At 68.4% G+C, this 18700-nt stretch carries 14 protein-coding genes; 10 read left to right on the top strand and 4 right to left on the bottom strand.

The features are described 5' to 3' along the window. Positions 1 to 36: 36 nt before the first annotated feature. Both ABTW65_RS05830 and ABTW65_RS05825 read right to left on the bottom strand, forming a co-directional pair. Positions 37 to 1320, bottom strand: a complete 1284-nt coding sequence (locus tag ABTW65_RS05830) for a tetratricopeptide repeat protein (protein WP_350659001.1) — start codon at positions 1318 to 1320, stop codon at positions 37 to 39. A 60-nt stretch (positions 1321 to 1380) separates the two neighbouring features. Beyond that, positions 1381 to 2415, bottom strand: a complete 1035-nt coding sequence (locus ABTW65_RS05825) for a LacI family DNA-binding transcriptional regulator (protein ID WP_350659000.1) — start codon at positions 2413 to 2415, stop codon at positions 1381 to 1383. A gap of 178 nt (positions 2416 to 2593) precedes the next feature. Here ABTW65_RS05825 and ABTW65_RS05820 point away from each other — a divergent pair, with 178 nt between their 5' ends. From ABTW65_RS05820 to ABTW65_RS05775, 10 genes are all read left to right on the top strand, one after another. Further along, complete coding sequence (locus tag ABTW65_RS05820) at positions 2594 to 6574, top strand: GH92 family glycosyl hydrolase (protein ID WP_350658999.1); 3981 nt, start codon at positions 2594 to 2596, stop codon at positions 6572 to 6574. A gap of 61 nt (positions 6575 to 6635) precedes the next feature. Next, the gene (gene uvrC, locus ABTW65_RS05815) at positions 6636 to 8612 is read left to right on the top strand and encodes an excinuclease ABC subunit UvrC (protein ID WP_350658998.1); all 1977 of its coding nucleotides are present in this window, start codon (positions 6636 to 6638) and stop codon (positions 8610 to 8612) included. A gap of 3 nt (positions 8613 to 8615) precedes the next feature. Further along, a complete protein-coding gene (rapZ, locus tag ABTW65_RS05810) occupies positions 8616 to 9482 on the top strand; it encodes an RNase adapter RapZ (RefSeq protein WP_350658997.1) in 867 nt (288 codons plus the stop codon). Between the two features lie 2 nt (positions 9483 to 9484). Continuing rightward, positions 9485 to 10465, top strand: a complete 981-nt coding sequence (locus ABTW65_RS05805) for a gluconeogenesis factor YvcK family protein (RefSeq protein ID WP_502890548.1) — start codon at positions 9485 to 9487, stop codon at positions 10463 to 10465. Positions 10466 to 11204: 739 nt separating this feature from the next. Then, positions 11205 to 12191, top strand: coding sequence for a DNA-binding protein WhiA (gene whiA / locus ABTW65_RS05800; protein ID WP_045547796.1), 987 nt, complete (start codon positions 11205 to 11207; stop codon positions 12189 to 12191). Positions 12192 to 12376: 185 nt separating this feature from the next. After that, positions 12377 to 13375, top strand: a complete 999-nt coding sequence (gap, locus tag ABTW65_RS05795) for a type I glyceraldehyde-3-phosphate dehydrogenase (RefSeq protein ID WP_350658995.1) — start codon at positions 12377 to 12379, stop codon at positions 13373 to 13375. A gap of 38 nt (positions 13376 to 13413) precedes the next feature. Beyond that, entirely contained in the window at positions 13414 to 14637 is a 1224-nt protein-coding gene (locus tag ABTW65_RS05790) for a phosphoglycerate kinase (protein ID WP_350658994.1), read from the top strand. Further along, positions 14637 to 15446 (top strand): triose-phosphate isomerase, encoded by an 810-nt coding sequence (tpiA, locus tag ABTW65_RS05785; RefSeq protein WP_350658993.1) that lies wholly within the window; start codon positions 14637 to 14639, stop codon positions 15444 to 15446. Before ABTW65_RS05790 ends, tpiA begins: the two co-directional genes overlap by 1 nt. Before the next feature lie 42 nt (positions 15447 to 15488). Next, a complete protein-coding gene (gene secG, locus ABTW65_RS05780; protein WP_008357155.1) occupies positions 15489 to 15719 on the top strand; it encodes a preprotein translocase subunit SecG in 231 nt (76 codons plus the stop codon). 132 nt (positions 15720 to 15851) lie between these two features. Beyond that, the gene (locus tag ABTW65_RS05775) at positions 15852 to 16211 is read left to right on the top strand and encodes an RNA polymerase-binding protein RbpA (protein ID WP_350658992.1); all 360 of its coding nucleotides are present in this window, start codon (positions 15852 to 15854) and stop codon (positions 16209 to 16211) included. A 98-nt stretch (positions 16212 to 16309) separates the two neighbouring features. Here ABTW65_RS05775 and ABTW65_RS05770 read toward each other — a convergent pair whose 3' ends face one another. Then, positions 16310 to 17278, bottom strand: coding sequence for a type IV toxin-antitoxin system AbiEi family antitoxin domain-containing protein (locus tag ABTW65_RS05770; protein WP_350658991.1), 969 nt, complete (start codon positions 17276 to 17278; stop codon positions 16310 to 16312). Positions 17279 to 17416: 138 nt separating this feature from the next. Next, a complete protein-coding gene (locus ABTW65_RS05765) occupies positions 17417 to 18601 on the bottom strand; it encodes an endonuclease (RefSeq protein WP_350658990.1) in 1185 nt (394 codons plus the stop codon). Positions 18602 to 18700: the final 99 nt, after the last annotated feature.

The raw sequence follows: 18700 nt of genomic DNA, 5'->3' as shown, positions 1-18700 counted from the left end.
CTCGACCTGCAGAAGTGACGTTTCGGCAGGATTGACTCAGGCGCGCGCGAGAGCCTGTGCCCGCCACAGCTCATCGCGCGGCGAGCGGCGGCGGTCGAGCCGGGCATCGAGCAGCACCCGGGCCTCGTCCCAGCGGTCGGCGCGAAGCAGGGCGGCGATGCGGGCCTCCTCGATGATCTCCCGCTGCGCGTCGGAGCCGCCGAGACCGCGGATCGACGGCGCGAGCACGGCGAGCCTGTCGGCGGCAGCCGAGTTCTCGTCGCGCGCCATCAGCCCGAGCGCCTCGGCGAGCGGGGCGACGACGGTGGCCATGGTCGGGTGTACGTGCCCGGCGGCCCACGACCTCAGCTCATCGAGCGCACCGGCGTCGCCGGTGGCGAGGTGAGTGACCGCGGTGTGCATGGCCAGGAACGGGGTGGCGGGCCGGATCATGGTCTCGCGGCCGGTGACGCGTACGACCTCGGCGATGTCGGGCACGTCGCGAGCACCCGGCGTGAGCGCCCAGCGGAAGAGCAGCGAGCCGGAGTCGACCAGCGCCCGGCAGCCCAGCGCGTGGCCGGGCTGGAGCTGGGTCTCGTAGCGGCGGCGTACGGCTTCCAGGTTGCCCAGCGAGAGCTCGTGCAGCGCGGCGTGCCAGGAGAAATGGGAGAGCGCGTCGATCTGGGCGCCGTCACCGAGCACCCACGACGACATCCACGCGAGTCCGGCCTCGTGGTCGCCGGTCTCGTAGTGGGCATGTGCGCGGGCGTGGGCCGAGTGGCCGGCGCCGGGCTCCACCGCCAGCGACGCACAGGAGAGCGACATCGCGTCGTCGAAGCGGCGCTGCTCCTGGCGTACGAAAGCAAGGAGGCCGGTGAACCACCAGTCGTCGCCGTAGGCGGGCGCGGCACGTTCGACGATCGCCCACGCCTCCTCGGGCACCTCGGTGGCTCCGGCGAATGCGATGGTCGGCACCGCGGTCGAGAGCAGCAGCGAGTCCCGCGGGAAGGCGGCCAGATGGTCGATCAGCGGCCGCGGATTGCCGCCGATGTGGGCATCGACCGCGTGGACGTGGCTGCGTTCACGCTCGGTCGCCCGCCGGGCGTGCAGTCGAGCCTGCTTCAGGCGAGCGCCGACGTCGACGGGCGCGCACATCTCGTGGCCGAGCAGTGCCAGCGCCGCGTGTCCGAGCGCGAAGGTCGGGTCGAGGACGATCGAGGCCGCAAACGAGGCGAGAGCGCCGTCCCGTAGACGAAGCACGTCGAGCAGCCCCTGGGAGTAGGCCCGGGCAGCTTCGTCACTGGTGGTCAGCGCGTATCCGTAGCGGTCACGACAAGGCACATAACCATACTAGGCCACTAGACTTTAAAACCCAGGCCTGCCCGGCGAATTTCCCCAGACTCAGGGAGCCAGGAGCTCGCCGGAACCCCGAGGAATCAGCCGAGCGCCGATGGTGACCGTCTGCGGCGGGCCCGCGGTGTCGCCGGCGATTCGCTGGAAGAGGAGTCGCGCGGCGGCGGCGCCCATGGCACCGGGATCCTGGGCGACCACGGTGAGCCCGGGCTGGAGGAGATCGCCGAGCTCGACGTCGTCGAACCCGACCAGGGCCAGTCGCGTCGAGCGCCGGGCGAGCTCGCGGAGCACGCTGACGGTGGTGCGGCTGTTGCCGCACAGCAGTGCGGTCGCCGGTGACGGCCCGTCGAGCAGCCGGTCCAGCGCGTCGGCGGTAGACGCGGGGGACGGCGGCGCCTGCGTGACGAGATCGTCGGAGTAGGGCACCCCTGCCGACTCGAGCGCCTCGCGATAGCCGCGCAGGCGCTCGCCGGCGGTGTAGATCTCCGGTGCGTCGCCGATGAAGCCGATGCGGCGATGGCCGTGGGAGAGCAGATGCTCCACGCCGCGCCGGCTGCCGCCGCGGTTGTCGGTGAGGATCATGTCGGCCTCGATGTCGCCGGGCGGCCGGTCGACGAACACGACCGGGATGCCGGCCCGCATCTCGGGGAGGAGATAGGAGTGGCTGGTCCCGGCCGGCACGACGATCAGGCCGTCGACGCGCCGCTCGCAGAAGGCGAGGGCGAGCTCGCGCTCCCGGTCGGCGTCCTCGGCCGAGGAGCCTGCGAAGACCATCGTCCCGTGCTCCCGGGCGACCTCCTCGACCGCGCGGGACAGGATCGAGTAGAACGGGTCGGCGACGTCCTCGAGCAGCAGCCCGACGGTGCCTGACCGTCCCTGCCGGAGGTCGCGGGCGCTGGCGTTGCGCCGGAACCCGAGCTCGGCGATCGACTCGAGCACGGCCGCGCGCAGGTCGTCGTTGACGTTCGACTCGCCGTTGACCACCCGCGAGACGGTCTTCAGGCTCACCCCGGCCGACGCCGCGACGTCCTTCATGGTCGGGCGGCGCTGCTGACGGGTCTGCTCAGGCGAGGGTGGTGCCACGTGCTCAGCGTAGACGTCGATCCGAGCGCGACAACGATGTCTCGATTTTTCCCGTGTGTCGGCACAAATCACCCAGCATCCGCAGCGTGCCCGCGTAAATCCTTCTCAAACCACGTTGACAACGTTGTCATCCCACGGTTCCATCTGGGATGGCCCCCATGTGAAGGAGATCACACCGATGCACCGTTGGGACGCACCACGCAGAACGAGAGGCCGGGCCCGCCTGGCCGCGATGATCGCCGCGACGGCGACGCTGATGGTCGCGATGAGCGGCACCGCGCCCGCACTCGCGACCCCGGAGGCACCTGAGCCCTCGGCCCCCAAGAGCGACACCGCCGATCCCCAGCAGGCCGCGGAGGGCGGTGACTGGGAGACCTCTTTCGAGGAGAACGAGCCCCAGCCGAGCTGGGCCGACCTCGTCGACACCGACGACGACGGGAACCCCCGCACCGCGGGCGTCACCGGACCGGACCACTTCGGCATCCCCGGCGACATCTCCGAGCACATCACCGGCGTCACCGCCAGCGGAGAGAACACCGGCTCAGGTGAGGGGGCCGCCGAGCTCGTCGACGGCGACATCAACACCAAGTGGCTCACCTTCGCGACCACGGGCTGGGTGCAGATCGAGCTCGACCAGCCCGTCAATGTCGTCAGGTACGCCCTCACCTCGGCCAACGACGCCGCCGAGCGTGACCCCAAGAACTGGGTGATCCAGGGCTCCACCGACGGCCAAGCCTGGACGACCGTCGACACCCGCACCGGCCAGTCCTGGGACGAGCGCTTCCAGACCCGTGAGTTCGAGATCGCCTCCCCGCAGGCGTACTCCCACTACCGCATCGACATCTCCGCCAACCAGAGCGGCGGCATCATCCAGCTCGCCGAGTGGCAGCTCTCCGACGGCTCCGAGCCCCCGCCGCCGCTGAAGAACATGACCAGCCACCCCGACGACGGCCCCGCCACGGCGTACGCCGCGAAGTCGAAGGTCGGCTTCACCGGAGTGCACGCCTTCGAGTACGCCGGCAAGATCACCGGCGACAAGGGCCACTCCTACAACCGCGTCTTCGACGTCGACATCCCGGTCGGCGCCGAGACCGAGCTGTCCTACCTGGTCTTCCCCGAGTTCATCGATGGTGACCTGAGCTACCCGAGCACCTACACGGCCGTCGACCTGGCCTTCACCGACGGCACCCTGCTCTCGGAGCTGGGCGCGCTCGACGAGCAGGGCTACGTACTGTCCCCGAAGGGCCAGGGCGAGTCGAAGTCGCTCTACACCAACCAGTGGAACAAGAAGAGCTCCGTCATCGGCGAGGTCGCCGCGGGCAGGACGATCGACCGCATCCTGGTCGCCGTCGACGCCCCGAGCGGCCCGACGAAGTTCCGTGGCTGGTACGACGACATCGCGATCACCGCCTCCCCGGACGAACCACAGATCACCAGCAGCGTCGACTACGCCGTGACGACCCGTGGCACGCAGTCCAGCGGCAGCTTCTCGCGCGGCAACAACATCCCGGCGACGGCGGTCCCGCACGGCTTCAACTTCTGGGCGCCGATGACCAACGCCGGCTCGCTGTCGTGGTTCTACCGCTACCACCAGGACAACGACGCCCAGAACCGGACCAGCCTGCAGGCGCTGACGCTGAGCCACGAGACCAGCCCGTGGATGGGCGACCGGCAGACCTTCCAGGTGATGCCGTCCGCCGCCGAGAGCACCCCGGACCCGGGCCGCAACGCGCGCGAGCTCACCTTCGAGCACGAGAACGAGACCGCCCGGCCCCACTACTACAAGGTCGACTTCGACAACGGGCAGAGCGCCGAGATCGCACCCACCGACCATGCGGCCGTGTTCCGGTTCACCTACCCCGGTGACTCCGCGCGGCTGGTGTTCGACAACGTCAACAACGACGGCGGACTGACCCTCGACCCGGCGGCCGGGACGCTGACCGGCTTCACCGACACCCGCAGCGGCCTGTCCAACGGCGCCACCCGGATGTACGTCTACGCGACCTTCGACCAGCCGGTCACCGGCGGTGGGAAGTACGCCACCGCCGAGCGCCCGAACGTACAGGGCCATCTCCAGTTCGACGCCGGCGCGGACAGGACCGTGACGATGCGCATCGCCACCAGCCTGATCGGCATCGACCAGGCCAAGCGCAACCTCGAGCTCGAGGTCGCCGACGACTCCTTCGACACGGTCAAGGAGAAGGCGAAGGCGCTGTGGCAGGACAAGCTCGACGTCCTCGACATCCAGGGCGCGACCAAGGACCAGAAGACGACCGTCTACTCCAACCTCGCCCGGCTCTTCCTCTATCCCAACTCGGGCCACGAGAACACCGGCACCGAGGACGAACCGGTCTGGAAGCACGCCGTGCAGTCCACCTCCGGTGACACCAACCCGCCCGGAACGACGCCCACCCACACGGGGGCCGAGATCAAGGACGGCAAGGTCTATGTGAACAACGGCTTCTGGGACACCTACCGCACCACCTGGGCGGCCTACTCGCTCCTGGAGCCGAGCCAGGCGGCCGAGATGGTCAACGGCTTCGTGCAGCAGTACAAGGACAACGGCTGGATCTCGCGCTGGTCCTCGCCGGGCTACGCCAACCTGATGACCGGGACCAGCTCGGACGTCTCCTTCGCCGATGCGTACGTCAAGGGGGTGGAGGGGATCGACGCCGAGGCCGCCTATGCGGCCGCGGTGAAGAACGCCACCGTCCGGCCTCCGGGCTCCGCGACCAACTCCAACGTCGGCCGCAAGGGCATGCAGACCTCGGTGTTCCTCGGTTACACGCCCGCGGCCGTGAGCGAGGGCGTCTCTTGGGGGCTCGAGGGCTACATCAACGACTACGGCATCGGGAACATGGCCGCGAAGCTCGCCGAGCGTGACGGAATCTCCTCGGCCGAGCGGAAGCGGCTGCGGGAGGAGTCGGAGTACTTCCTCGGCCGGGCCCGCAACTACGTCAACACCTTCGACACCAAGGTCGGCTTCTTCCAGGGCCGCAACGCCGACGGCACCTTCAAGAAGTCGCCGGCCGACTACAACCCGCTGATCTGGGGGAGCGACCACGACTACACCGAGACCAACGGGTGGAACTTCGCGTTCCACACCCCTCAGGACGGCCAGGGCCTGGCCAACCTCTACGGCGGTCGCGGCGGGCTCGCGAACAAGCTGGACACCTTCTTCTCCACACCGGAGACGGGGGAGTACCCGGGCTCCTACGGCGGCATCATCCACGAGATCCGCGAGGCCCGTGACGTACGCATGGGGCAGTGGGGCTTCTCCAACCAGGTCAGCCACCACATCCCGTGGATGTACAGCTACACCGGCCAGCCCTGGAAGACGCAGGAGATCGTCCGCGAGACCCTGCGCCGGATGTACACCGGCTCGGAGATCGGGCAGGGCTACGCCGGTGACGAGGACAACGGCGAGACCTCGGCGTGGCATCTCTTCGCCTCCCTCGGCCTCTACCCGCTCCAGATGGGCAGCGAGAACCTCGTTCTCGGCTCGCCGCTGTTCACCAAGGCCACCCTCCACCTCGAGGGCGGCAAGGACCTGGTGATCAAGGCACCCGCGAACAGCAACGAGAACATCTACGTCCAGGGCGTCATGATCGACGGCAAGACGTGGGACAAGACGTACGTCTCCCACAAGGAGCTCGCCGACGGCGGCACCATCGAGTTCGACATGGGCTCGAAGCCGTCGCGCTGGGGCACCTCGCCCAGCGCCGTCCCGCCGTCGCTGACCACCGGCTCGGAGCCGGCGACGCCGATCGCCGACAAGTCCGGTGCTGGAAAGGGCACGGTCTCGGCCAGCGGAAGCGACGGCGAGAGGCTGGTCGACAACGACTCCGCGACGCAGACGACCGTGGCCGGCGACGGCTGGGTGGAGTACCGGTTCTCCGGGACCAAGGTGCCGGTGTCCTTCTACACCCTCACCAACGGCGCCGACGGTGGCTCACCGAGCGGCTGGGTCGTCAAGGGGTCCAACGACGGCGCCGACTGGAAGGTCCTCGACCGGCGCTCGGGTGAGGAGTTCGCCTGGCAGCAGGCCACCCGGCCGTTCAAGCTCGAGTCGGAGTCGAGGTTCAACCGGATCCGGATCGAGTTCACCGGGACCCCGGGCGAACAGATCACGCTCTCGGAGGTGGAGCTGCTCGGCTAGCCGATCCGGGCACCCCCTGCGTACCGCCAGCCTGTCGGTCCTCGCCGATAGGCTGGCGGACGTGCCCGATCCGCAGAGCTATCGCCCGAAAGCTGGGAGCATCCCCACCCAGCCAGGGGTCTACCGGTTCCGCGATCCCAAGGGGCGGGTGATCTACGTCGGCAAGGCGATCAACCTGCGTCAACGGCTCGCGAACTACTTCCAGCCGATCCCCAGCCTCCACCCCCGCACGGCCACGATGGTGACCACCGCGGCCAGCGTCGAGTGGACGACGGTCAACAACGACATCGAGGCGCTCCAGCTCGAATACACCTGGATCAAGGAGTTCGACCCGCGGTTCAACGTCAAGTACCGCGACGACAAGTCCTACCCGTGGCTCGCGGTCACCGTCGGCGAGGAGTTCCCGCGCGTCATGGTCGGTCGCGGCGCCAAGCGCAAGGGCACCAGATACTTCGGCCCCTACGGCCACGCCTGGGCCATCCGTGAGACCGTCGACATCCTGCTCCGGGTCTTCCCGATGCGTTCGTGCAGCAACGGCGTCTTCAAGCGCTCGCAGCAGATCGGCCGCCCCTGCCTGCTCGGCTACATCGACAAGTGCACCGCCCCTTGCGTCGGCAACATCTCGCCCGAGGAGCACCGCGAGATCGTCGACGACTTCTGCGACTTCATGGCCGGCCACACCACGACCTTCACCAAGCGGATCGAGAAGGAGATGTACGCCGCATCCGAGGCGCTCGACTTCGAGAAGGCCGCGCGGCTGCGTGACGACCTCGCCGCGATGCACCGTGCCCTGGAGAAGCAGGCGGTGGTGCTCGGCGACGGTGCCGACGCCGACGTGATCGCCCTGGCCGAGGACCCGCTCGAGGTCGGCGTGCAGATCTTCTACGTACGTGGTGGCCGCATCAAGGGTCAGCGCGGCTGGGTCGCGGACCGGATGGACGACGCCGACACCGCCGGCCTGGTCGAGCACTTCCTGCTCCAGCTCTACGCAGGCGAGGACGCAGAGGCGATCCCGCGCGAGATCCTGGTCCCGGCGCTGCCGCCCGACCACGAGACCCTCGAGGAGCTGCTCTCGGACGTACGGAAGGCGAAGGTCAGGATCCGGGTCCCGCAGCGCGGCGACAAGAAGACGCTCCAGGAGACCGTCGCAAACAACGCCAAGCAGGCCCTCGCGCTCCACAAGACCAAGCGCGCCAGCGACCTGACCATCCGCAACCGGGCGCTCGAGGAGATCCAGGAGGCGCTCGAGCTCGACGAGGTGCCGCTCCGGATCGAGTGCTACGACATCTCCCACCTGCAGGGCACCGAGATCGTGGCCAGCATGGTGGTCTTCGAGGACGGGCTGGCCCGCAAGTCCGAGTATCGCCGGTTCATCATCAAGGGCCAGGACGGCTCCGACGACGTCCGGGCGATGCACGAGGTGATCACGAGGCGGTTCAAGCGGCTCCTCGACGAGCAGTCGACGTCGATCGTGTCGACCGAGGTCGAGGGGGCCAGCGGCCCGATGCTGGTCGACCCGGAGACCGGCCGGCCCCGCAAGTTCGCCTACGCCCCCGGCCTGGTCGTCGTCGACGGCGGCGCGCCTCAGGTGGCGGCCGCGCAGCGGGCCCTGACCGAGCTCGGCATCAATGACATCCCGGTCGTCGGCCTGGCCAAGCGGTTGGAGGAGGTCTGGGTCCCCGACGAGGAGGACCCGGTGATCCTGCCGCGCAGCTCCGAGGGGCTCTACCTGCTGCAGCGGGTCCGCGACGAGGCGCACCGGTTCGCCATCACCCACCACCGCGGCCGTCGGTCGAAGTCCATGGTGGAGAGCCTGCTCGACGACGTACCCGGCCTCGGCGAGGTGCGTCGTAGGACGCTGATGAAGCACTTCGGCTCGCTCAAGAAGCTCCGCGCGGCGACCGTCGAGGAGATCGCCCAGGTGCCCGGCATCGGGCCCGGCACCGCGACAGCGATCAAGACCGCTGTGGAGCAGACGGCGAAGAATGGCAAGGTTAGCGCCATCAACGTCACCACCGGCGAGATCATCGAGGAGTAGGTCATGCACAAGGGGGAGGTCGTCGTCATCACCGGCATGACCGGTGCCGGGCGGAGCACCGCCGCCAAGGAGTTGGAGGACCTCGGCTACTACGTCGTCGACAACCTGCCGCCGAGCCTGCTCCCGCAGGTGGTGGAGCGGGTCGACGCGGCCCGCGGCCCGGAGCAGCCGGTGGCGGTCGTGACCGACGTACGTTCCGGGTCCTTCTTCGCCGAGCTCGAGGAGATCGTGGCGAAGAAAGCCACCGGGCGGCGTACGACCCTGGTCTTCCTCGATGCCGCCGACGACACGCTGGTCCGCCGTCAGGAGGCCGCGCGGCGGCCCCACCCGATGCAGCGGGGCAACGAGCGGCTGCTGGACGCGCTCGAGCGGGAGCGGGTGGTGCTGGCCAACCTGCGTGGCGCCGCCGATCTGGTCATCGACACGACCCAGCTCAACGTGCACCAGCTCACCGCGAGGATCGCGGAGGCGTTCGGCACCCCGGAGCGGACGACGCTGAAGGTGTCGGTGGTGAGCTTCGGGTTCAAGTACGGGATCCCGGTCGACGCCGACTTCATGGCCGACATGCGTTTCCTGCCCAACCCGCACTGGGTGCCCGAGCTGAAGGACGGCAACGGACGTGACAACCCCGACGTCGCCGCCTACGTCTACTCGCGCCCTGGTGCGGAGGAGTTCCTGAGCGGGTATGTTCCGGTGCTCATCGGAGTGACCAAGGGCTATCTCCACGAAGGAAAGAGGTTCATGCGCGTGGCAATCGGGTGCACGGGCGGCAAGCACCGCAGCGTGGCGATGGCGGAGGAGATCTCCAGGCGGCTGCGAGATGCCGGCCTGGATGCGAAGGCGATCCACCGAGACCTCGGGCGGGAGTGAGAGTGGCCGGGGCCGACCGACCCGGAGCAGATGCCCAGGCCGTCGTCGCCCTGGGGGGAGGGCACGGACTGCATGCGTCCTTGAGCGCGCTGCGGCTGCTCGTCGACGACCTGACCGTCGACCAGCTCACCGCGATCGTCACGGTCGCTGACAACGGCGGCTCCAGCGGCCGGCTCCGAAGGGAGTTCGGCGTGCTTCCGCCGGGCGACCTGCGGATGGCGCTCGCCGCGCTGTGCGGCGCGGACCGCTGGGACGACACCTGGGCGCAAGTGCTGCAGCACCGCTTCGCCGGCGAGGGCGAGATGCGCGGCCACAACCTCGGCAACCTGCTGATCGTGGGCCTGTGGGAGCAGCTCGGCGACCACGTCGAGGCCCTCGACTGGGTCGGCCGCTTGCTGGGCGCCAAGGGCCGAGTCCTGCCGATGGCGCTGGTCCCGATGGACATCGTCGCCGAGGTCAGTGGGCTCGTCCCCGGCGACCCGGACGCCAGGCTGGAGATCAGCGGCCAGGTCGAGGTCGCCACCACCGACGGCCGGATCGAGTCGATCCAGCTGGTCCCCGACAACCCGCCGGCCGCCCCCGACGCCGTCAAGGCGATCTGCGACGCCGAGTGGGTGTTCCTGGGCCCCGGCTCCTGGTTCACCTCGGTCCTGCCGCACCTCATGGTCCGCGCCCTGCGCGAGGCCCTGGTCGCGACCTCCGCGAAGATCGTCGTCGTGCTCAACCTCGGCGAGCAGCCGGGGGAGACGACCGGCTTCGGCCCCGCCGAGCACCTCTCGGTCGTCCTCGACCACGCCCCCGACCTCCGCATCCACACCGTCCTCGTCGACTCCTCCCTCGACGGTCTCGACGACCTGTCGCGGGTGGCCGAGAAGTGCGGTGCGCAGGTCGAGGTCGCCGACGTCGCCGTCGGCGACGGGACCCCTCGCCACGACCCGGAGCGGCTCGCCGCTGCGTACGCGAGGGTGATCGGGGCGGGTTAGCGCTCGAACGCCGCAGCGAGGATCGCGGTCAGCAATTCGACGTGCACGTATTCGTCGGCGAGACGTGTCAAGCGGGCGAGTCCTCCAGGGGCAAGCGAGCGCGGCGGCGCTGACGGAGCTCACGAACGAAGAGGCACAGCAGCGCTGTGCCGAGGGCGGCATGGATGAGGCCGTCGACGCGATATCCCCAGTCCGATGTGCCTGTCTTTGCCTCGATGTATGGCGCCCCTCGACGATTCCTCCGACTCCCATGCAGACAAGGATCACGCCCAGGACCAGATATGCGCTCGCCGCCCAGCGATCAGGCGGGTATACGGGCGTACGAGCGATCTTGACGACTCCCGCCACGAGGCCGGCGAGCACGAGGCACTCGATTCCGACGAAGAAGAGCAAGTCGTCGACACCAGCGCCCCTGGACTCCACCGAGGTGAGTGCGCCGAACGGGCCGGGCGTACAGCACAGACCGAGGACGAAGATCCACAGCAGGCGCGAATCCGGATCGCGGGGGTCGATAGTGGGTTGAGGCACGATGACGCACGCTAGGGCATGCGGGCAGGGCTGGCCGCTGGAACGGCGATCTCGCCGCCGGACGTCGCCGGACCCACTCCCGCCAATCGCGTCATGAGTCCCGGCGGGCGCCGATTCCTCTTACTGCAAGCCTCTCTCCGGCCCTACACACAGAGTGCTCTGACGTGGAACCGATTCGAGGGTCGTTGACAACAATGAAAGACTCTCCGGCATGGCGATGACGGGACAGGTGAAGGCCGAGCTGGCCTCCACTCAGATCACCAAGACATGCTGCCGGAAGGCAGAGGTTGCCTCGACGTTGAGGTTCGCTGGGGGGATCCACATCGTGGCAGGCAGGATCGTGGTCGAGGCTGAGCTCGACACCGGTCTGGCCGCCAGGAGATTGAAGCGAGACATCGCCGACGTCTTCGGTCACGAGGCAGAGGTGGCTCTCATCCAGGCGAGCGGGCTTCGTAAGGGCAGCCGCTACATCGTGCGCGTGGTCAAGGACGGTGAGGCGCTGGCGCGTCAGACCGGCCTTCTCGACCAGCGTGGCCGGCCGGTGCGGGGCCTTCCGCCTGCCGTCGTCTCGGGCGGCGCCTGCGACGCCGTGGCCGCCTGGCGTGGTGCCTTCCTTGCCCACGGCTCGCTCACCGAGCCGGGCCGATCCTCCTCGATGGAGGTGACCTGCCCGGGCTCGGAGTCCGCTCTCGCGCTCGTCGGCGTCGCCCGTCGTATCGGCATCTCGGCGAAGCCGAGGGAGGTACGCGGCGTGGACCGTGTCGTCATCCGCGACGGTGACGCGATCGGCCAGCTGCTCACCCGCCTGGGTGCCCACGAGTCGCTGATGGCCTGGGAGGAGCGCCGGATGCGCCGCGAGGTCCGCGCCACCGCCAACCGGCTGGCCAACTTCGACGACGCCAACCTGCGCCGTTCGGCCCGTGCGGCCGTCGCCGCCGGCGCCCGCGTCGAGCGCGCCCTGGAGATCCTCGGCGAGGACATCCCCGACCACCTGCGCCAGGCCGGCAAGCTCCGTCTGGAGCACAAGCAGGCCTCGCTCGAGGAGCTCGGACAGCTCCACGACCCGGTGCTGACCAAGGACGCCATCGCCGGCCGTATCCGCCGCCTTCTGGCGATGGCCGACAAGCGGGCCGAGGAGCTCGGCATCCCCGACACCGAGGCGTCGCTGACCGCGGAGATGCTCGCCGAGGACGCCTGAGAGCAGCCTCCACGGCCTGAAACCGGCCCGAGCCCCTCGACAGATCGAGGGGCTCGGGCCGTTTGCTACTCGTCCGTCTTTTGGAACGATCCAACCCACTCTCCCGCTGTTCAGAGGCGCTGGGTAGTGTCGGCGTCAGCGGGTGACCCCGCGCACAATCTTTTCGACGCGAACCAGGAGTCCACGTGACAGTTCGAGTAGGCATCAACGGATTCGGCCGGATCGGCCGCAACTTCTTCCGCGCGGTGCGCGCCTCCGACCTCGACATCGAGATCGTGGGGGTGAACGACCTCAGTGACAACGCAACCCTCGCGACACTGCTGAAGTTCGACTCGATCCTCGGCCCCCTCGACGCCGACGTGTCCGCCACCGAGGACGCGATCGTCGTCGACGGCAAGGAGATCAAGGCGTACGCAGAGCGCGACCCGGCCAACATCCCCTGGAAGGACCTCGACGTCGACGTCGTGATCGAGTCGACCGGGTTCTTCACCGACGCGACCAAGGCACGCGCCCACATCGACTCCGGCGGGGCGAAGAAGGTGATCATCTCCGCGCCGGCGAAGAACGAGGACGCCACCATCGTGATGGGCGTCAACGAGTCGATCTACGACCCCGAGGCCCACACGGTGATCTCCAACGCCTCGTGCACGACCAACTGCCTGGCGCCGCTGGCGAAGGCGCTCAACGACGGCGTCGGCATCAACCAGGGCCTGATGACGACCATCCACGCCTACACCGCCGACCAGAACCTTCAGGACAACATCCACAAGGACATGCGCCGTGCCCGTGCGGCCGCCCTCAACGTCGTGCCCACCTCGACCGGCGCCGCCAAGGCGATCGGTCTGGTGCTGCCGGAGCTGAAGGGCAAGCTCGACGGCTACGCGCTGCGGGTGCCGGTGCCGACCGGCTCGATCGTCGACCTCTCCTTCGAGGCCTCGCGCGAGACCTCGGTCGAGGAGATCAACTCGATCATGGAGAAGGCCGCCGACGGGAAGTACCTCGTCTACTCGACCGACCCGATCGTCTCCTCCGACATCGTCACCAACCCGGCGTCCTCGATCTTCGACGCCCCGCTGACCAAGGTGATCGGCAACCAGGTCAAGGTCGCGGCGTGGTACGACAACGAGTGGGGCTACTCCAACCGGCTCGGCGACCTGGTGGCGTACGTTGGCGCGAGCCTGTGACCCAGCGACCTGCCTCACAGGTTAGGGTCTAGCCCGTTATGTCTCTGAATCTCACGCAGCTCATCGAGCAGGGTGTCGCGGGCAAGCGAGTTCTCGTGCGCTCCGACCTCAATGTCCCGTTGGAAGGCACCACGATCACCGACGACGGTCGCATCCGTGCCTCGGTGCCCACGATCAAGACGCTGGCGGACGCCGGCGCCAGGGTCGTGGTGGTCGCCCACCTCGGTCGGCCGAAGGGGGAGCCGGACCCGGCCTACTCGCTGGCCCCCGTGGCGACCCGCCTCGGTGAGCTGCTCGGTGCCGAGGTCGCCTTCGCGACCGACACCGTCGGCGACTCCGCCAGCTCGGTCGTCGGCGGCCTCGCCGACGGCCAGGTCGCGCTGCTGGAGAACGTACGCTTCAACGCCGGTGAGACCAGCAAGGACGACATCGAGCGGGCGACCTTCGCCGCCGAGCTCGCCGCCCTGGTCGACGCCTTCGTCTCCGACGGCTTCGGCGTGGTCCACCGCAAGCAGGCCTCCGTCTACGACGTCGCCAAGCTGCTCCCGAGCGCGCAGGGCGACCTGGTGGCCACCGAGATCGACGTGCTCAAGCGGCTCACCGAGACCCCCGAGCGGCCCTACGTGGTCGTCCTCGGTGGCTCGAAGGTCTCCGACAAGCTCGGCGTGATCGACAACCTGCTCGGCAAGGCGGACAAACTGCTCATCGGCGGCGGCATGGTCTTCACCTTCCTCAAGGCCCAGGGCTACGAGGTCGGCCAGTCGCTGCTCGAGGAGGACCAGATCCTCACCGTGCTCGGCTATCTCGAGCGCGCCGAGGAGATCGGCGTCGAGATCCTGCTGCCGACCGACGTCGTGGTCGCCGACTCCTTCGGCGACGAGGCATCCGCCCGCGTGGTCGCGGCCAACGCGATCCCGGCCGACTCGCTCGGGCTCGACATCGGTCCGGAGTCGGGCCAGACCTACGCCGCCGCGCTCGAGGGCGCCAAGACGGTCTTCTGGAACGGCCCCATGGGCGTCTTCGAGCAGGCCGCCTTCGCCGAGGGCACCCGCGCGGTCGCCCAGGCGCTCACCACGATCGACGGCCTCTCGGTCGTCGGTGGTGGCGACTCCGCCGCGGCGATCCGCCAGCTCGGGTTCGCCGACGACCAGTTCGGTCACATCTCGACCGGCGGCGGCGCCTCGCTCGAATACCTGGAGGGCAAGACGCTTCCGGGCATCGCCGTGCTGGACGAGGCGACCGTGGTCGGGGGACTGGGCTGATGGCGGCCAAGAAGCCGGCCGCGGGGCGCACCCCGCTCATCGCCGGCAACTGGAAGATGAACCTCAACCACCAAGAAGCGGTGGTCCTGGTCCAGAAGCTCGCCTGGACGCTCTCTGACAAGCGCCACGACTTCGCTGCCGTGGAGGTGGCGGTCTTCCCGCCGTTCACCGACATCCGCTCGGTGCAGACGCTGGTCGACGGCGACAAGATGCGCATCACCTACGGTGCCCAGAACGTCTCCACCCAGGAGTCCGGCGCCTACACCGGCGAGGTCTCGGCCTCGATGCTGGCCAAGCTCGGCTGCTCCTACGTGATCGTGGGTCACTCCGAGCGTCGTGAGCACTATGGCGAGACCGACGAGATCGTCGCGCTCAAGGCCAAGATCGCGCTCAAGCACAACATCGTCCCGATCGTCTGCGTCGGCGAGGGCCTCGAGGTCCGCCAGGCCGGCAACCACCTCGACCACTGCACCGCACAGGTCGAGGGCTCGCTGGCCGGGCTCACCGACGCCGAGGTCGGCCAGATCGTGATCGCCTACGAGCCGGTCTGGGCGATCGGCACGGGGGAGACCGCCACTGCGCAGGACGCCCAAGAGGTCTGCGCCGGCATCCGGGAGCAGCTCGAGAAGAGCTATGGCGCGGAGATCGCCGGTGGCGTACGCATCCTCTACGGCGGCTCGGTGAAGCCCAACAACGTGGCCGCACTTATGCAGGAGGCCGACGTCGACGGGGCGCTGGTCGGCGGGGCGAGCCTCTCGGTCGAGGACTTCGCGGCCATCTCGCGCTACTACGACCTGCCAGTTCTCTAGGCCAGTGCTGTAGGTTTCGGGCTCTCCAGATAGGATTTCAACGTGGAACTTCTCTTCACCATCATCCTGGTCATCGCGAGCGCGCTGATGATCCTGCTCGTGCTGCTTCACAAGGGCCGCGGTGGCGGACTCTCCGACATGTTCGGTGGCGGTGTCTCGAGCTCGCTGGGTGGATCTTCGGTCGTCGAGCGCAACCTCGACCGGCTCACCATCGGCATCGGTGTGATCTGGTTCGCCTGTGTGATCGCGCTCGGCCTGCTGATGGCCTACTGAAACATTCCCCTTCAGCGCACGCGCGATAGCGTCTAAACTCATCGACGCTGGACGGAGATTTTGCCGTCCGATTCCCCCAAAGTGGCCTCTCGGGGCTGCGAACTTTAAGTTGAGAGAGGACACCGCAGCACCATGGCAGGTGGAGGGAACGCGATTCGGGGCTCCCGAGTCGGTGCTGGGCCGATGGGTGAGGCGGAGCGCGGCGAAGCTGCGCCACGGAAGGCCGTCACCTACTTCTGCACCAACGCACATCGCTCGGTCATCACCTTCGCCGTCGAGGCGACGCCGCCGGATTCCTGGGACTGCCCCAAGTGTGGTCTCCCGGCCGGTCTCGACGCGGAGAACGCGCCCCCGGCGCCGAAGATCGAGCCTTACAAGACCCACCTCGCCTACGTGAAGGAGCGCCGCTCCGACGCCGAGGCCGAGGACATCCTGGAGGAGGCAATCGCCCTCCTCCGCTCCCGCCGCAAGTCCGGCGAGATCATCTTCTGAAACACCCACCGAGTCGGCGCATCTGCTCCAAGCAGAGGCGCCGACTCGGCGCATTTGTCCCGCCTGGGACGAACGAGTCGGCGCAACTGTCCCGGGCGTCAGCTCGCCAGCCTTCGGCCCCGCCGCCGGAGTGCCTCATGGTGCAGTCTACGGATGCGTACGTCCGCGTCCCCGGTCCGTGTGAAGAGGTCGCGCTTCGTGAACGCCTCGACCAGCCACCCCTCGCGGCATGCGTCCAGCCGTCTCTCCCGATCATGTGCCTGTTGGGCAGGGGAGGAGTGCCACTCGGCCCCGTCGTACTCGACCGCGGCGAGCAGATCCTCGTTGGCCAGGTCGAGACGTGCGACGAACTCTCCGGCCATTGTCGGAACCTCGACCTGGGGTGTCATCGGGAATCGGGCTTGGTGACAGTGCAGGCCGAGCACCGCCTCGGGCGGTGACTCGAACCGGCCGTCGGCGAGCGGGCCGATCTCACGGAGGGTGGTGACCCACCTGTGGCCGCGGAACTGCTCGATTCCCGCGAGGAACTCCTCAGGCTCGTACGCTCCGAGTCGGTGCATCATCGAGACTCCGGCGATCGCCTCGTCCGGCCAACGGACGCGACCGAGGTCCCAGGCCGTACGCAATGGGGTGGTGACGCGCAGACCACCGATCTCGTCGGTCTCACTGTCTTTCACATCGCGTTCTCCGCTCCTGGCGATGTCATTGCGCAGCCGGCCGTGGCCGGTTGGTCGGAAGAGTGATAGCGGGCGAAGGCTGAGGTGCTCACCGGGGGCGAGGATCATCTCAGCCCCGAGGAGCCACCCAGCATGTCGGTCGACGACGATGCAGTCGGCCGGTGCGATCAGCCTCAAGCACGCCGCCCGGGTGGGGAGTGAGTCGCCGACTTCGGTGGCCAGGTAGACGCCCTTGATGGGGCGGCGCACGAGGCCTGTGTCTAGGAGCGCGCCGAGCCGCCTCCGTGAGATGCCCGCTTCACGGGCCATCTTGAAGGTGAACGGCTCGGTGATCGGCAACGGGAAGGCGCTACCGAGGCTTCCGTTGAACAGCATCTCGTACATGTCCATGCCGCGAGTCTGTGGATCTTGGTCCGGTGTCGCCACCGGGCCCAGTGAGACTGTGGAAAACCCTGTGGAAGATCTGGGGCTGACGCGCCGAGTCGGCGCATCTGCGCGAGACAGATGCGCCGACTCGACGGGGAGGGCTTAGCAGGTTGCGCCGAAGATGGACTCGGCGTACTCCGGGTGGTCGACGAAGGGGTTTCGGTTGCGCTGGTAGGTCGAGTAGACCTTGTTGTTGCGGGTGCGCTCGGCGGCGGTGACGGGGTCGGCGTTGTGCCAGCCGAGCAGTACGCAGACCTTGCCGAGGTAGTTGGTCGAGCCGTTGATGGAGTTGTTGACCTCCAGGTCGGCGAAGCCGTCGTCGCCGTTGTAGCGCACGGCCATGTAGAGGATGCCGCGGGCGAGGTCGCCCTTTACGCTGTCACGTGGCTCGAAGGAATCAGCGTCGGTCCAGCAGTCGCTGCACTCCGAGACCGCCGACCCGCCCAGATCGAAGTCCTTGCTGCCGCGGGTGGAGTTGACGGTGACGTCCTCGGGCCGCAGGTGGTGGACGTCGGTGCCGGGGCCGTTGCTCGTGCCGAAGTCGCCGTGGCTCTGCGGCCAGGTGTGCTCGCGGTTCCAGTTGTTGGCGTCGCCGCCGTTGTTGGTCTTCGGTGTGGAGACCCCGGAGTAGAACTCGATCACGTTCGAGGAGTTGTTCGGGTCCTGGTCGAGGACCTTCAGCGCCTCCCAGACCGCGCTGTAGGACAGCGTGGTGTGGCCGTCGATGATGTTGTGCAGCGCCGACTTCAGCGACGAGCCGGACAGGCCGGCGGCCGGGTCGTAGTAGCCCGCCGGGATGTTCGGGTCCGCGGTCGGGGTGGCCGTCGGAGTGGGAGTCGGAGTCGGGGTGGAGCCGGCGAACGCGAAGGCGGTGGCGTTCTTGTGGCCGGGATGGGAGAAGTACGCCGTCAGGGTGCCGGTCACATCGATCTGACGCCCCTTGAGGCTCGGGTTGGACCGGAGGCCCCACGCGCTGCGGAACGCGTCGGGGATCTGCACGTAGAGCATCTTGGACGTGCTGGTCTCCGAGGCCGAGTCAGCGATCGCGAGAGCGTAGTCGCTGGGGTAGTTGCTGGTCACGACCGTGCTGGTCGCTGTGGGTTGGCCGACGACATAGCCGCGTACGGTGGCCGTCGAGCCGTTCTGGGTGGCGATCGCCGTGGTGACGTTGATCGTGGCCGCCTGGGCCGGGGAGGTCGTGATCACGACCGCCATGAAGCTCGCCAGAGCGAGGGCAACGAGGCTGGCCAGGGTGAGGCCGAGCCGCCGAGAGGGGCTGAGGGACATGCTCGGATGGTGGCAGGTCCGCAGGGGTGCGCGGCACCCGTAACGGGAAAGATTTACCCGGCGTTAGCATGCTGGGTAACTGAATTTCCGAGACATTCG

This window comes from Nocardioides sp. NPDC127503 (assembly GCF_040302165.1).
GTDB lineage: Bacteria > Actinomycetota > Actinomycetes > Propionibacteriales > Nocardioidaceae > Nocardioides.
The sequence above is the reverse complement of the archived record's forward strand: the minus strand, read 5'-3'. Positions and strand labels throughout refer to the sequence as shown.

What these genes read in the sequence shown, in the direction of transcription:
- ABTW65_RS05820 (WP_350658999.1), top strand. Translation starts at nt 2,594, where the DNA reads ATGCACCGTTGGGACGCACCACGCAGAACGAGAGGCCGGGCCCGCCTG.
- rapZ (WP_350658997.1), top strand. Translation starts at nt 8,616, where the DNA reads ATGCACAAGGGGGAGGTCGTCGTCATCACCGGCATGACCGGTGCCGGG.
- whiA (WP_045547796.1), top strand. Translation starts at nt 11,205, where the DNA reads ATGGCGATGACGGGACAGGTGAAGGCCGAGCTGGCCTCCACTCAGATC.
- ABTW65_RS05790 (WP_350658994.1), top strand. Translation starts at nt 13,414, where the DNA reads ATGTCTCTGAATCTCACGCAGCTCATCGAGCAGGGTGTCGCGGGCAAG.
- tpiA (WP_350658993.1), top strand. Translation starts at nt 14,637, where the DNA reads ATGGCGGCCAAGAAGCCGGCCGCGGGGCGCACCCCGCTCATCGCCGGC.
- ABTW65_RS05775 (WP_350658992.1), top strand. Translation starts at nt 15,852, where the DNA reads ATGGCAGGTGGAGGGAACGCGATTCGGGGCTCCCGAGTCGGTGCTGGG.
- ABTW65_RS05770 (WP_350658991.1), bottom strand. Translation starts at nt 17,278, where the DNA reads ATGGACATGTACGAGATGCTGTTCAACGGAAGCCTCGGTAGCGCCTTC.
- ABTW65_RS05765 (WP_350658990.1), bottom strand. Translation starts at nt 18,601, where the DNA reads ATGTCCCTCAGCCCCTCTCGGCGGCTCGGCCTCACCCTGGCCAGCCTC.